General features: G+C 69.7%; 14 protein-coding genes. 9 read left to right on the top strand and 5 right to left on the bottom strand.

Translation table 11 applies throughout. The features are described from left to right. Positions 1 to 13 precede the first annotated feature (13 nt). Positions 14 to 1,612 carry an LCP family protein gene (locus H295_RS0124135; protein ID WP_199788615.1) on the top strand — a complete coding sequence of 533 codons (1,599 nt, stop codon included), beginning with the start codon at positions 14 to 16 and terminating at the stop codon, positions 1,610 to 1,612. Between the two features lie 45 nt (positions 1,613 to 1,657). Here the strand turns inward: H295_RS0124135 and H295_RS0124130 are convergent, their stop codons facing one another. Continuing rightward, positions 1,658 to 2,686 (bottom strand): glycosyltransferase family 2 protein, encoded by a 1,029-nt coding sequence (locus tag H295_RS0124130; protein WP_020137928.1) that lies wholly within the window; start codon positions 2,684 to 2,686, stop codon positions 1,658 to 1,660. A 131-nt stretch (positions 2,687 to 2,817) separates the two neighbouring features. Here H295_RS0124130 and H295_RS0124125 point away from each other — a divergent pair, with 131 nt between their 5' ends. The 3 genes from H295_RS0124125 (at position 2,818) to H295_RS0124115 (ending at position 5,691) form a co-directional block, all read left to right on the top strand. Further along, positions 2,818 to 4,278 carry an LCP family protein gene (locus H295_RS0124125; RefSeq protein WP_020137927.1) on the top strand — a complete coding sequence of 487 codons (1,461 nt, stop codon included), beginning with the start codon at positions 2,818 to 2,820 and terminating at the stop codon, positions 4,276 to 4,278. Positions 4,279 to 4,442: 164 nt separating this feature from the next. Then, positions 4,443 to 4,805, top strand: a complete 363-nt coding sequence (locus tag H295_RS0124120) for a four-helix bundle copper-binding protein (RefSeq protein ID WP_020137926.1) — start codon at positions 4,443 to 4,445, stop codon at positions 4,803 to 4,805. Between the two features lie 70 nt (positions 4,806 to 4,875). Further along, the gene (locus H295_RS0124115) at positions 4,876 to 5,691 is read left to right on the top strand and encodes a class I SAM-dependent methyltransferase (protein ID WP_020137925.1); all 816 of its coding nucleotides are present in this window, start codon (positions 4,876 to 4,878) and stop codon (positions 5,689 to 5,691) included. A gap of 3 nt (positions 5,692 to 5,694) precedes the next feature. Here the strand turns inward: H295_RS0124115 and H295_RS0124110 are convergent, their stop codons facing one another. After that, positions 5,695 to 6,969: an LCP family protein gene (locus H295_RS0124110; RefSeq protein WP_020137924.1), complete on the bottom strand. Its 1,275-nt coding sequence runs from the start codon at positions 6,967 to 6,969 to the stop codon at positions 5,695 to 5,697. A gap of 119 nt (positions 6,970 to 7,088) precedes the next feature. Here H295_RS0124110 and H295_RS0124105 point away from each other — a divergent pair, with 119 nt between their 5' ends. Beyond that, the gene (locus tag H295_RS0124105; protein WP_020137923.1) at positions 7,089 to 7,676 is read left to right on the top strand and encodes an acyl-CoA thioesterase; all 588 of its coding nucleotides are present in this window, start codon (positions 7,089 to 7,091) and stop codon (positions 7,674 to 7,676) included. 174 nt (positions 7,677 to 7,850) lie between these two features. Here H295_RS0124105 and H295_RS43520 read toward each other — a convergent pair whose 3' ends face one another. Continuing rightward, positions 7,851 to 8,456, bottom strand: coding sequence for a hypothetical protein (locus tag H295_RS43520; RefSeq protein ID WP_234021667.1), 606 nt, complete (start codon positions 8,454 to 8,456; stop codon positions 7,851 to 7,853). Positions 8,457 to 8,598: 142 nt separating this feature from the next. Here H295_RS43520 and H295_RS0124095 point away from each other — a divergent pair, with 142 nt between their 5' ends. Continuing rightward, entirely contained in the window at positions 8,599 to 9,768 is a 1,170-nt protein-coding gene (locus tag H295_RS0124095; protein ID WP_028809687.1) for a tyrosine-type recombinase/integrase, read from the top strand. 141 nt (positions 9,769 to 9,909) lie between these two features. Here the strand turns inward: H295_RS0124095 and H295_RS0124090 are convergent, their stop codons facing one another. Continuing rightward, positions 9,910 to 11,067, bottom strand: coding sequence for an acyl-CoA dehydrogenase (locus H295_RS0124090; RefSeq protein ID WP_020137920.1), 1,158 nt, complete (start codon positions 11,065 to 11,067; stop codon positions 9,910 to 9,912). Positions 11,068 to 11,257: 190 nt separating this feature from the next. Between H295_RS0124090 and H295_RS0124085 the strand changes: the two genes are divergently transcribed. Both H295_RS0124085 and H295_RS0124080 read left to right on the top strand, forming a co-directional pair. Continuing rightward, positions 11,258 to 12,601, top strand: a complete 1,344-nt coding sequence (locus tag H295_RS0124085) for a UDP-glucose dehydrogenase family protein (protein WP_020137919.1) — start codon at positions 11,258 to 11,260, stop codon at positions 12,599 to 12,601. After that, a complete protein-coding gene (locus tag H295_RS0124080) occupies positions 12,550 to 12,828 on the top strand; it encodes a hypothetical protein (RefSeq protein WP_020137918.1) in 279 nt (92 codons plus the stop codon). The genes H295_RS0124085 and H295_RS0124080 overlap by 52 nt, the downstream gene beginning before the upstream one ends. 399 nt (positions 12,829 to 13,227) lie before the next feature. Here H295_RS0124080 and H295_RS0124075 read toward each other — a convergent pair whose 3' ends face one another. Further along, positions 13,228 to 13,731 (bottom strand): CGNR zinc finger domain-containing protein, encoded by a 504-nt coding sequence (locus H295_RS0124075; protein ID WP_020137917.1) that lies wholly within the window; start codon positions 13,729 to 13,731, stop codon positions 13,228 to 13,230. A gap of 117 nt (positions 13,732 to 13,848) precedes the next feature. Here H295_RS0124075 and H295_RS0124070 point away from each other — a divergent pair, with 117 nt between their 5' ends. Beyond that, positions 13,849 to 14,208 carry a VOC family protein gene (locus H295_RS0124070; protein ID WP_020137916.1) on the top strand — a complete coding sequence of 120 codons (360 nt, stop codon included), beginning with the start codon at positions 13,849 to 13,851 and terminating at the stop codon, positions 14,206 to 14,208. Positions 14,209 to 14,216: the final 8 nt, after the last annotated feature.

Genomic DNA, 14,216 nt, shown 5'->3' with positions numbered 1-14,216 from the left:
GGCCCGCGGTGTGATGTGCGGGTCCGGTGGGGTGGGTGGGAGGACAGGAACGTTGACAACGCAATACAGCGTGCAGGAAGCGGTGCCGGCGACCGAGGCGGAGGGCGGGGCGGGCAGCCGTCGGGCGCCGCGCAAGCACCGGCTGCTCAGATGGTCCGCGACCACGCTCTCGGTGCTGATACTCGCGGTGGCCGGGACCGGCTACGTGTACTACCGGCACCTGAACTCCCAGATCCAGCACGACGATCTGAACCTCGGGGACAACAAGGTCGCCGGCCCGACGCCGAACGCCGCCGGCCAGACCCCGCTGAACATCCTGGTCATCGGCTCCGACGCGCGGGACAGCGAGGAGAACCAGAAGCTCGGCGGCGCCCGGGAGACCTTCGGCTCCACTCCCCTCGCCGATGTGCAGATGCTGCTGCACGTGTCCGCCGACCGCAGCAACATGTCGGTCGTCAGCATGCCGCGCGACACCCTCGTGAAGATCCCCAAGTGCACGGATCCCGACGACGGCAAGGTCTACGCGGCGAGCGAGGGCCGGGTGATGACCAACCAGAGCCTCGGCCACGGCGGCCCCGGCTGCACGGTGGCCACCTGGCAGGAGCTCACCGGCATCCACATCGACCACTTCATGATGGTCGACTTCTCCGGTGTGGTGTCCATGGCGGACGCCATCGGCGGCGTCCCGGTCTGCGTGGACGCCAACATCCTCTCCCGGGACAGCCAGGGCCACGGCTCCGGACTGAAGCTGGAGAAGGGCACCCACCCCGTCAAGGGCGTGCAGGCCCTCCAGTGGCTGCGCACCCGCTACGGCTTCGAGGACGGCAGCGACCTCGCCCGCGCCAAGGCCCAGCACATGTACATGAACTCGATGGTCCGCCAACTGCGTGAGAACGCGACCCTGAGCAGCCCCAACAAGCTGCGCAAGCTCGCCGAGAAGGCCACCGAGGCGATCACCGTCGACCCGGACCTCGGCAGCGTCAAGGAGCTCTACGACCTCAGCAACGAGCTGCGCAAGGTCGAGCCCGCGCGGATCACCATGACCACCATGCCGAACCGGTACGTCGGCGCCCGCGTGGAGCCCACCGAGGACGCCGAGCAGCTGTTCCGGCTGGTGCGCGAGGACATCGCGCTGGACGGCAAGGACGCGAAGAAGGCGACCGCGGAGAAGTCCGAGGAGACCTCGGCCGACCCGGCCGCCGCGAAGGACGAGATCGGGATCCTCGTCCAGAACGGCACCCGTACCGACACCCTGGCCGCGGCGAGCGGACGCGCGAGCACGGTGGCCGCACTGCTGACCGGGAAGGGCTACACCAAGGCGTCCTCCGACCGGACCGCCTCTCTCAGCGAGGCGAGGACACTGGTGCGCTACCCGAGCGCCGAACTGGAGGGCGACGCCCGGGCGGTCGCCAAGTCCCTGGGAATCCCGATGAGTTCGGTGAAGAAGTCCACCGACGTCTCCGGGGTCACGCTCGTCGTCGGCGCGGACTGGCGCGAGGGCACGACGTACAAGGCACCCAAGCAGGACGACACCACCCCGAAGACGGCGGAAGCCCTCAACGGGGCGGACGAGTCGGCCTGCATGCACGTGAACCCGGGGTTCACCTGGTGAGAGGACTCACCCCTGTCGAACCCCGGGGTCATCCGGTGAGGTGACTCAGACCTCGTTCAGCACGGCGGGCCGTCGGGAGGCGATGACCCGCCGCGCGAGCGACCGCGGGCTCGTCAGGAAGCCGTACCCCCAGCACATGTGCATGGTGGCGAGGGCCACGGGGATCTGGAGCCGCGCCTTCAGCGGCAGCCCCTTGCCCGCGGGCAGCGAGCCCAGGACGATCGCCGCGAGGTAGCCGCCCGGGATCACGAAACCGAGCGGGGTCAGCGCGGCGCCGACCACGATCCCGGCCGCGATCGCGCACACCGCGGTCGGCGGGGCGAGGTAGCGCAGGTTGATGGAGCCCTCGTGGTAGCGGGCGACGACGTGCCGCCAGCGGCCGTAGTCCTTGTACTGCTTGGCGAGGGCCTTCACGCTCGGCCTCGGGCGGTACGACACCCTCAGCTCGGGCGAGAACCAGATCAGCCCGCCCGCCTCACGGATCCGGAAGTTGAGCTCCCAGTCCTGCGCGCGGATGAACTCCTCGTTGTAGCCGCCCTGTTGCTCCAGCGCCTCGCGCCGGAACACCCCCAGGTACACGGTCTCGGCGGACTGTGCCTCGCCGCCCGTGTGGAAGGCCGCGTTGCCGACGCCGATCTTCGAGGTCATCGCGGCGGCGACCGCGCGCTCCCAGTCGTTCTCGCCCTCGGCGTGCATGATGCCGCCGACGTTCTGCGCGCCGGTCTCCTCCAGGAGCCGTACCGCGGTCGCGATGTAGTTCGGCGAGAGCATGCCGTGCCCGTCGACGCGGACGACGATCGGGTGCCGGGAGGCCTTGATCGCGGCGTTGAGGGCGGCCGGCGTGCGGCCGGTCGGGTTCGGGACGGTGTGCACGCGCGGGTCGTCCGCCACGAGCTGGGCCGCGATCTCGTCCGTGCGGTCCGTGGACGGACCCAGGGCGATCACGACCTCCATCTCGCCGGCGTACTCCTGCGCGAGGATCGCTTGGACGGCTCCGCGCAGATGCCGCTCCTCGTTGAGGACGGGCATGATCACAGAAACGGCGGGGAGTCGCACGTCGGGCTTGGCGTTCATAGGGGGCTCACGTTACCGCGAACGGGGGACACCGATGCGCCCCGCCCGGGGCGGTGCCCCTCGTCGCAGATCGTATCGGCCTACGGTGCTCACGATCCCTCGTTCGGCTGCCCTCGCGGAGGTGTTCCCGCATGCCCACCACGCCGCCCCGCCCCTCCGCCGCCCGCCCACGCCCCCCGCAGCGCCGCCCCGCCCGGCCCCCGGTACGCCGCAAGCGGCCGCGCTGGGCACTGCGGGCGGCGACCACGCTCTCCGTCGTCGTGCTCGCCTCCGCCGGGATCGGGCACGCGGTGATGACCAGTCTCGACGCGGACATCGCGCGCGTGGACCCCTTCAAGGACATGAAGAACCGGCCGCGCGCCGGACACGGCATGAACGTGCTCCTGGTCGGCACCGACGGCCGCGACAAGATCACCGAGGAGGAGCGGCAGAAGTACCGGCTGGGCGGCGCGCCCTGCCACTGCACCGACACGATCATGATCGTGCACATCTCGGAGGACCGGGAGCGGGCGAGCGTGGTGAGCCTGCCGCGCGACTCCTACGCGATGACGCCCTCGCACGTCGACGCCACCACCGGGGAACGCCACCAGGGGCACCCCATCAAGATCAACGCGGCGTACGCGGAGGGCGGGCCCCAGCTGACGGTCCGGACCGTGGAGTCCATGACGCACGTGAAGATCGACCACTACCTGGAGGTCGACTTCACCAGCTTCATGAAGACGGTGGACGTCCTCGGCGGCGTCGAGATCTGCAACGCCGACCCGCTGAAGGACGCGTACACCGGCCTCGACCTGGCGCCCGGCCGGCACCGGCTGATGGGCGGCGAGGCACTCCAGTACGTCCGCTCACGGCACGCCGACGGCTCCTCCGACCTCGGCCGGATGAAACGCCAGCAACGCTTCCTCGCGGCGCTGATCGACCGGGCGACGTCCTCCGGGATCCTGCTGAACCCGATGAGGTTCCGTGACGTGACCCGGGCCGTCCTCGGCTCCGTGCGCGCCGACAAGGGCTTCGGCACGGACGAACTGCTCGACCTGGGACGGGCGATGCGGAACTTCTCCCCCTCCTCCTCGGAGTTCACGACCGTGCCGATCGGCCAGATGGGATACCTCGTCAAGGGCGTCGGCTCGACCCTGAAGTGGGACCCCGCGAAGTCGGCGCAGCTCTTCAAGGCCCTGCGCGAGGACCAGCCGCTCGCCGCGCACAAGCCGCGCAGCAAGGCGCTGCTGGTCCCGGTCTCCCCGCAGCAGATCCGCGTCCAGGTCGAGAACGGCACGGCAGAGGCGGGCCTCGGCAAACGCGTCGACGCGGCGCTGGCGACCACGGGCTTCCGCACGACGGGCACCCCGACGAACTCGGCCGTCCCCGCCACCAAGCGCACCCTCATCACCTACGACCCCCGCTGGGACCGCTCGGCCCGCTCCCTGGCCGCGGCCCTGCCCGGCAGCGAACTGCGCGCGGTGCCCGGGCAGGGTGCCGTCCTGAAGGTGGTCGCGGGGACGGACTTCGAGCGCGTACGGAAGGTACGGGCCGAGGACGAGCTGCAGGGGGAGTTCGGCGTGGTCACGGGGGACGAGGTGGGGTGTGTGTAGTGAGGTGGGACCCCCGGAGGGTGTTCTAGTGGCTTTTGTCATGTCGTGGATGGTGCGTTTCGGGGCGGATTGATGCCGTCCGCCCGATGGCGCCCGGCGTGGCAGGGGCGTAGGACGGAAGGGCACGGGGCCCGCCCCGGGCTCCCGCGTCCCGAGGAGGAGCCATGACCCAGGCCGAGAGCATGTCCGCGATGAGCAAGGAGATGCAGGACTGCGTGGCGGCGTGCATGGAGTGCCACAGCGTCTGCGAGGAGACCATGAGCGCCTGCATGCAGCGGGGTGGCCAGGCCCAGATGCAGATCATGCGCGCGCTCATGGACTGCGCCGACATGACCCGCATGTGCGCGGACATGATGATGCGCCGCTCGTCCATGTCGGCGGAGATGTGCGCGATGTGCGCCACGGCGTGCGAGACGTGCGCGGAGGCGTGTATGTCCATGCCGGACGATCCCCAGCTGATGCGGTGCGCGCAGGCGTGTCGCCGCTGTGCGGAGACCTGTCGGGCGATGGCGGGCATGGCGATGTGACGTCGTCGGCCGCTCAGGGCCGGAGGCCCCCGCCGGGTGCCTCCGGCCCCGTCTGCGGCAGGCTGGCGCCATGACGAGTGCGACAGAGGCCTTCGACGCGGCCGAGCGGACGATGTGGTCGGGGCGGACGGAGGCGTACGCGGGCAGCTTCGCGCGGCTGTGCGCGCACCCGGTTCCCGCGCTGCTGGACGCGGCCGGGATCGGGGCGGGCACGCGTGTGCTGGACGTCGGCACCGGCACCGGTACGGCGGCGCTGGCCGCGGTGGCGCGCGGGGCGCGGGTGAGCGCGGTGGACGCCGACGCCGGGATGGTCGCGGCGGCCCGGACCGCCGGAGTCGACGCACAGATCGGCGTACTGCCCGAACTCCCTTACCCGGATGCGGAGTTCGACGCCGTCGTCGGGAACTTCGTCCTCAACCACGTCGGCCGCCCCCGCACCGCGCTGGCGGAGCTGCGGAGAGTGTTGCGTCCGGGTGGCAGCGCGGCCCTGACCATCTGGGCCGGCGGCCGCCAGAGCGGGATGGAGCTGCTCGGGCGGGCCTGCGAGGCGGCGGGGGCGGTACCGCCGGACCAGCTGCCCCGCCTCGACCCGGACGAGGACTTCGGCCGTACGGCGGAGGGGTTCGCGGCTCTGCTCGCGGAGGCCGGCCTCGTCGACGCGCGGTGCGCGGAGGTGGTGTGGGAGCACCGCCCCACCGCCGAGGAGTGGTGGAGCGGGGCCGCCGCCGGCATCGGCACCATCGGGCTGGTCGTCACCTCGCAGAGCCCCGGGACCGTCGTACGGATCAGGCGGGAGTTCGACCGTCTCGCGGCCGAATTCGCCGACGGGGAGGGCCGGTTGGTGCTGCCGTACACCGCGCTGCTGGGCTGGGCCCGGCGGGCGTAGGGCTCAGTTGCCCGTGACCGTGACCTTCTCGTCGTTGTTCAGCTCCTGGACCAGCTGCTTCACCTTCGCCTTGTCCCAGACGAGGTTGCCGCCGGTGGAACCGGAGATCGGCATGTTCAGCGAGGTGCCGTCGCCGCCGTTGACGCCCTTCATCGCGAAGAACATCGAGCCCAGGTCGTACAGGCCCATGTCCTTGTCGACGATGAGCGAGTCCAGGCCCGCGCCGAGCGTCGGGTAGAGCTTGAACGGGTTCAGGACCGTGCCGGGGGTCGCCACCTGGTGGGCGAGGGCCGCGAGGAACTTCTGCTGGTTCTTGGTGCGTTGCAGGTCGGACGCGGCGAACGCGTGCCGGGTGCGGACGAAGGCGAGCGCCTGGTCGCCGTTCAGCGTCTGCTTGCCCGCCTTGAAGTCGGCGCCGGAGTACTTGTCCTTGAAGCCCTTGTCGATGTCGATCTCGACACCGCCGACCGCGTCCACGATGCTCGCGAAGCCGGCGAAGCCGATCTCGACGTAGTGGTCGATGCGCAGCCCGGTGTTGAACTCGACCGTACGCACCAGCAGTTCGGGGCCGTCCTCGGCGTACGCGGCGTTCAGCTTCACGTGCCGGCCGGTGCCCTTGTACGTCTTGCCGGACTCGGAGCCGACGAAGGTCGGGATCTCCACGTCCGAGTCACGCGGCAGCGAGATCAGCGTGTCGCCGCTGCTGCCGGTGTGCAGGATCATCATCGAGTCGGTGCGCTTGCCCTCGGCGGAGCCGGTGTGCAGCTGCTTCTTCTGCTCGGAGGAGAGCCCGGCGCGGCTGTCGGAGCCGACGATCAGGTAGTTGGTGCCGTCGCCCTGCTCCGGCCGGTCGATGACCTTGGACAGGTCGACCTCGCGGTTGAGCTTGGAGTCGGCCCAGAAGTAGGTGCCGACGGTCGTAACGACCAGCCCGGTGATCACCACGATCGCGGTCCACTTGATCCGCTTGCGCCAGTTCGGCGCGGGACGCGGACCCCGGCCGCCGCTCGTGTCGCCGGGGCCGTCGTAGCCACCGCCGCCGGGGCTGCCGTACACCTGGCCGGTGTTGTAGCCGCTGTCGTACCCGTCGTAGTCACCGCCATGGCCCTGGCCGTTGACGTACCCCTGCTGCGGGGGCACGCCGGCGTTGTACGGCGGCGCCTGGCCGCGGCGCACCTGCCGCATCACGCGGGCGCTCTCGGGCTGTGCGCTCGCGCTGCCGCGTCCGTACCGGTCTCCGCGGTTGTCGCCGGACCATCCCTCGGGCCAATCGTTCATGGGGCCCAGTGTGCCGGTACTCGCCCGGCCCTATACAAGGGCCGTCGGAAAATCAGGTCACCGCTGTAGCCAAGCTGACACAAATTCCCGAATTGTCATCACGGCATAGGGTGGGGGCCATGACAGACCAGGCCACCACCGCCGCCGGGCCGGAGGCTCCGGAGAGCCAGGAGACCCCGGAGGCTCCGGAGATCCCGGGCAAGCCCACCTCGGCGTCCCGCACCACGCTGAGCCACATCATGACCCAGGCCGACACCAACCTCCTCGGTACGGTGCACGGCGGCGTGATCATGAAACTGGTGGACGACGCGGCGGGCGCGGTGGCCGGCCGGCACAGCGGCGGCCCCGCGGTCACCGCCTCCATGGACGAGATGGCGTTCCTGGAGCCGGTCCGGGTCGGCGACCTCGTCCATGTGAAGGCCCAGGTCAACTGGACCGGCCGGACCTCGATGGAGGTCGGTGTACGGGTCCTCGCCGAGCGCTGGAACGAGTCGACCCCGGCCACCCAGGTCGGCTCGGCCTATCTGGTCTTCGCGGCCGTGGACGCCGACGGCAGGCCCCGCCGGGTCCCTCCGGTGCTCCCGGAGACGGAGCGCGACGAGCGCCGCTACCAGGAGGCCCAGATCCGCCGCACGCACCGCCTGGCGAGGCGCCGGGCGATCAAGGAACTGCGGGAGAAGCGGGCGGCGGAGGGCTTCGACGACTGACCACACGGACCTCCGACGATCCGTTGGACCTGGTTGGCACCATCGTGGATTTCCCGTTCCGTCAACAGTGATAGCTCGCCCCTCGGGGAACCCCGACCATGAAGGTCACCAAGCTGGTCAGCACGTGCGACATCAAGAACAGCCCGACGATCTACGCGACGGATCGCGGCACGTTCATGTTTCAGGGGGAGACTCCGACCGACCCCGGGCTTCAGATTCCCGCTTACGAAAGTCCTGGACCTCATCCGGATCAACGAAGGCGGCAAGCATCTCCGTGGCTTTGTCAGTCAGTTCACCACCCGCCTTACCTGCGACGGTGGTCAAGTAACCCTCTCGCCGGGCTCGCTTGAGATGATCCTTCACCGTCTCGGGCCGGCGATCGATGAGGCGGGCCAGCCAAGGAACGGGGGCCGGAGCGCCCATGTCGGCCATGGTCTTGTAGGTCGCGGCCAGCATGGCCAAGTACGGCTCTGACACACCTTCGTCGGCCAGCAGCACGCCGGCCGCCTCCCCCGCCTTCTCCACCTTCGCCGTGACCTCCTCCCTGCCCTGCTGAAGTTCGGGTGCCTTCTCCGCCACCTTCATGGCCGCCGCCATGTCGAGTCGCCGCAGCACGGTCGTGGAGACCCCACGCGCCACGTCACGGGCGGTGGCACCTTCCGCTGCCTCGACAGTGATCCGCTGCGGCCCTCCGGTGATCGGTCCGGTCGGCCACCACATGCGGATCACCCAGGCCCCTTGCGCCTGGGTGACCTCGAACCCGCCCTCATTCGCCACCACGGTCGCGAACGTATCACACGGTGCAGTCCACCCTGTGTTGACAACCCAGGGTGGACCATGCGCAGACTGGGGCACGCCGGACTACCGGCACGACGCCGGGCCGTCCGTGCCGTGCGGCATCGACGGGAGGGGGGCTGCCTCAGTGGCAAGGGCATGGGTCGCACGGTCCAAGAACGACCCGGAGAAGTGGACGACGTTTTGGTATGACCCGGATGGCAAGCGACGACAGAAGACGTTTGAGACCAGGAAGCGGGCAGACGACCAGCGCAAGGAGCAGGAACTCGACGCCGGGACCTACCTGGACGATCGCTTGGGCAAACAGCCCGTGACGGCCGTGTGGGAGCAGTGGACGAATCAAAGGAAGCTGGAGAACAGCACCAAGAAGCAGTACCGGTCCATCCTCAACACGACCATTGAGCCGTTCTTCAAGGCCCGTTCCATCACATCCTTGAAGGTCGCTGACGTTGAGCAGTGGCTCTTGTGGATGGAGCAGGATCGGAAGCTGTCCGCCCGCACTCGGCGTCAGCGGTTCTCGTTCTTCTCCGGGATGATGGACTGGGCTGTCGTCAACGAGATCGTCGGCCAGAACCCATGCAAGAAGGTCAAGGGCGCCGGCAGCCGCGCCAAGGAGTTGCGGGAGCAGAAGAGCACCGCTAGGCGGCTCACGACGCGAGAAGTTCTGGCGATGCTGGATGCCGCTCCTCCGCGCTACCGCGCGATGCTGTGGCTCATGGCCGGGTGCGGCCTGCGGCTGGGTGAGGCCATGGCGATGTCCCGCGATCAGATCGACTTCAAGGCCGAGACGGTACGCGTCGACTTCCAGATTGCGGAGGACGGAGACACCAAGTCGGGAAAGAACAGCGCGATCCAGCGTCGGCACGTCAAGGCACGCGACAAGGGCGAGCCAGGGCGTACCGTCCCCCTCCCTCCGAACGTCGCCTTCGAGCTTCGACGGCACATCAAGAACCACGGCGTATGGGGGCCGGAACGACTTCTCTTCCCCAACGCGACGCGGACCGGCTACCTCTACGCGTCGTACTTCTACCCGAAGATCTGGATGGAGGCTCTGGGCAAGGGACAGGTGAAGTACTGCAAGGCTCACTCGCTCCGGCACTACTACGGATCGCGACTGCTGTACGCCGGAGTCCCCGAGAACGACGTGGCCGACTGGATGGGCCACAGCAGTACGGACGTACTGAGGGAGCACTACCACTACGTCTTCGAAGGGGCCGAGCAGCGCGGCCGGGCCGCCATCGCGACCATGCTGACGCCCGGCGCCGACGACCCCACAGAGGCGTCCGTGGTCGCCTGATCCACTTACGACAACAGCCCCCGGCATGACACCGGGGGCTGCTTGTTGATGCAGGTCCATTTCTGCCCGGCATCCGCTCAGGAATCCCCCAGCATGACGCCCAGGAACCCTTGAAACAGCCTGTGACCTGCAAAAACCCTGCTAGGGAAGGTTCCTTGCCATCACGATCCGCTGGACCTGGTTGGTTCCTTCGTATATTTGTGTGATCTTGGCGTCGCGCATCATCCGCTCCACCGGGTAGTCCCGCGTGTACCCGTACCCGCCGAGCAGCTGGACCGCGTCCGTGGTGACCTCCATGGCCACGTCGGAGGCGAAGCACTTCGCCGCCGCGCCCTGGAAGGTGAGGTTCTTGTCGCCGCGCTCCGAGGCGGCCGCGGCCTGGTAGGTCAGGGCGCGGGCGGCCTCGATCTTCATGGCCATGTCGGCGAGCATGAACTGGATGCCCTGGAAGTCGGCGATGGCCTTGCCGAACTGCTTGCGCTCCTGGACGTAGCCCTTGGCGTAGTCGAGGGCGCCCTGGGCGACGCCGAGGGCCTGGGCGGCGATGGTGATGCGGGTGTGGTCCAGGGTCTTCATCGCGGTGGCGAAGCCGGTGCCCTCCTCGCCGATCATGCGGTCGGCGGGGATGCGGACGTTGTCCAGGTAGACCTCGCGGGTGGGCGAGCCCTTGATGCCGAGCTTCTTCTCCGGGGCGCCGAAGGAGACGCCCTCGTCGGACTTCTCGACGACGAAGGCCGAGATGCCCTTGGAGCGCTTGGTGGGGTCGGTGACGGCCATCACCGTGTAGTACTCGGACTCGCCGGCGTTGGTGATCCAGCGCTTGACGCCGTTGAGGATCCAGTGGTCGCCGTCGCGGACGGCCTTGGTCTTCATGCCGGCCGCGTCGGAGCCGGCGTCGGGCTCGGAGAGGGCGTAGGAGAACATCGCCTCGCCCTTGGCGAGCGGGGCCATGTACTTCTTCTTCAGCTCCTCCGAGCCGGAGAGGATCACCGGGAGCGAGCCCAGCTTGTTCACCGCGGGGATCAGGGAGGAGCTCACGCAGACGCGGGCCACCTCCTCGATCACGATGACGGTGGCCAGCGCGTCGGCGCCGGCGCCGCCGTACTCCTCGGGGACGTGCACGGCGTGCAGGTCGTTGGCGACCAGTGCTTCCAGGGCCTCGCGCGGGAAGCGGGCCTCCTCGTCGACCGCGGCGGCGTGGGGTGCGATCTTCGCCTCCGCCAGCGAGCGGATGGCGTCCCGGAGCATGTCGTGCTCCTCGGACGGGCGGTACAGGTCGAAGTCAGCCGATCCGGCCAAGGTCTCTCACGCTCCAAGGACGCTGCGATGCCTGTGCTAATTACCGTTAAGTAACTCAAATTTTAGGGGCCCGCCCACGGGAGTGATACGTGAGCTTGGCGACAGGGTGGTGGGGCAGGGGGAAAAATGCCCGGTGCAGGCCCCGACTATGCTCGGGCACCGCACGACCGCAGCCCTCCCTGGAGACCCCATGAGCCTCAAGATCACCGTGATCGGCACCGGCTACCTCGGCGCGACGCACGCCGCGGCCATGGCCGAACTCGGCTTCGAGGTGTTGGGGCTCGATGTGGTGCCCGAGAAGATCGAGATGCTCCAGCGGGGCGAGGTCCCGATGTTCGAGCCCGGTCTCGAGGATCTGCTGCGCAAGCATGTCGCCGGGATCGAGGGCTCCACGGGCCGGCTCCGCTTCACCATGTCCTGGGAAGAGGTCGGCGCCTTCGGTGATGTGCACTTCGTCTGTGTGAACACGCCTCAGCGGCACGGCGAGTACGCCTGTGACATGTCGTACGTCGACTCCGCGATCGCCTCCCTCGCCCCGCACCTGACCCGCCCGGCCCTCGTGGTCGGCAAGTCGACGGTGCCGGTCGGTTCGGCCGACCGGCTGGCCCGCTATCTGGCCGACCACTCCCCCGCGGGCGCGGACGCCGAGCTGGCCTGGAACCCGGAGTTCCTGCGCGAGGGCTTCGCGGTGAACGACACGCTGCACCCGGACCGGATCGTGGTCGGGGTGCGCAGCGAGCGTGCGGAGCAGCTGCTGCGCGAGGTGTACGCCACGCCGCTGGCCGAGAGCACGCCGTTCGTGGTGACGGACTTCCCGACCGCGGAGCTGGTGAAGACGTCGGCGAACTCCTTCCTGGCGACGAAGATCTCCTTCATCAACGCGATGGCGGAGGTCTGCGAGGCCGCCGACGGCGATGTCGCCAAGCTGGCCGAGGCGATCGGGTACGACGACCGGATCGGGAAGAAGTTCCTGCGGGCCGGGATCGGCTTCGGGGGCGGCTGTCTGCCCAAGGACATCCGTGCCTTCATGGCCCGCGCGGGTGAGCTCGGGGCCGACCAGGCGCTGACCTTCCTGCGCGAGATCGACTCGATCAACATGCGCCAGCGGGGGCAGATGGTGGAGCTGGCCCGGCAGATACTGGGCGGCGGGCCGTTCCTCGGCAAGCGGGTCGCGGTGCTCGGGGCCACCTTCAAGCCCGACTCGGACGACGTGCGCGACTCCCCCGCGCTGAACGTGGCCGGCCAGATCCACCTCCAGGGCGGCCAGGTCACGGTGTACGACCCGAAGGGCATGGACAACGCCCGCCGTCTCTTCCCGACCCTCGGTTACGCCGACACGGCCGTGGACGCGGTCCGGGGCGCCGACGTGGTGCTCCACCTCACGGAGTGGCGGGAGTTCCGCGAGCTGGACCCGGCGGCCCTCGGCGAGGTCGCGGCATCGAAGACCGTCCTGGACGGCCGCAACGCCCTGGACCCGGCCCTGTGGCGCAAGGCGGGCTGGACGTACCGGGCGATGGGGCGACCTACCGCCTGAGCGGGGGCGTCGCGGTCAACGCGTACGCGCGTGAGCGGCGGTTGCTGACAGCGGCCGACCTCGGTCTGAGCGCGGACCGGATCGGCGCGGTCCGGATCGGCGCGGTCCGGATCGGGGTGGGCCTGACGGCGGTCGTGTCGGTCAAGCTGGACCGGCCCGAGTATCTCGGCGCCTGCATCGCGGAACAGCCGGAGCAGGCCGGTGCTCTCGTCGGCCGGTTGCTCTGAGGCGTCCCGCCGGGGTGCCGCGACGGGATACGCCGTCGTCCCCGACCGGGTGGCCTTCGGCGGCGGTACGACGCCCACGCATGGGTGAACGCCGCTCCGGCCGAGGCTCAGTCGGCCGGAGCGGCGCTCGCGCCTATTCTCCACATCCCTGCCACCTTTCGGGAACCGCTTTCCATGGAGTTCGGGGATGACAACCGTCACTCTGCCCCCTGTTCCCCCACCGCGCCGCCTTTCCGTGTCCCCCGGGCCGCCCGCTCGCCGAACTCACCGCCTGGCAGGGCCCGTTGGCCGTACGGCGAGTTCGAGGACCGCGAGCTACGGGCGGTCCTCATTTCCCTGAGGGCCCACTCGGCACCGGCTCCTGGCGAACCTGGTGGCCGGAACGGCCCCTGCACGCACTCATCCCTTCGCCCGGTACCGCCGCATCTTCGCCCGGGCCCCGCACACCTGCATCGAGCACCACCGCCCTCGCCCCGCCGGACTGCGGTCGTAGTACGCCCAGTGGCAGTCCACGGCCTCGCAGGCCTTCAGCCGGGTCCACGTGCCCGCGACCAGCGACTCGGCGACGGCGGCGGCGACGCGGGAGAGCAGGGGCCCGGTGTCGGCGGGGGCGAGGGCGGCCGAGCCGTCGGACGGGGACACCGTCACCAGCAGGGGCGCGGCCCCGAGCAGCTCCCCCAACGGCGTCACGGAGCGGTGTGCCGGATGCCCCGCGTGGGCCAGCAGGGCGACCCGCAGCGACTCCCGCAGCTCGCGGGCCCCGGCCGCCTCGCCCTCGGCGATCCCGAACCGCTCCCGCCCCTCCGCCGTGTCCAGCGCATCCGCCCCCGACTCCAGGTCGAGCGTGTTGACCAGGGACTGGACCAGGGTCAGGCCCCCGGGCGCGGGCGATCGCTCACTCATGGCTGCACGCTACCTATCTCGCGAATCCCCTTGCGACGTTACCGCCATTACGAGAGCATGCGGTAACCGTTACTGGTTACCCGCTTCTATAGGTAACCGCGCCCCAAGGAGGAAGCCATGGCCGTCGCCGAACTCGGAGCCGTCGTACTGGACTGTCCCGACCCCCGCGCGCTCGCCGGTTTCTACGCCGGTGTCCTCGGCGGCACCGTCGAGGGCGAGGACGACTGGGTGGACCTGAAGGCCCCCGGCGGACAGACGCTGTCCTTCCAGGCAGCGCCCGGGTTCGTACCGCCCAAGTGGCCCGCACCCGACGCCTCGCAGCAGTTCCACCTCGACCTGAGCGTCCCGGACCTGGACGCGGCCGAGAAGGAGGTGCTGGCGCTCGGGGCCACGCCGCTGGACACCGAGGACCGCTCCCGGAGCTTCCGGGTGTACGCGGACCCGGCTGGGCACCCGTTCTGCCTCTGTGCCTGCTGAGACGACCG

Source organism: Streptomyces sp. 351MFTsu5.1, assembly GCF_000383655.1.
Lineage (GTDB): Bacteria > Actinomycetota > Actinomycetes > Streptomycetales > Streptomycetaceae > Streptomyces > Streptomyces griseorubiginosus.
Note: the sequence above shows the minus strand (reverse complement) of the source record. Positions and strands in the feature narration are given on the sequence as shown.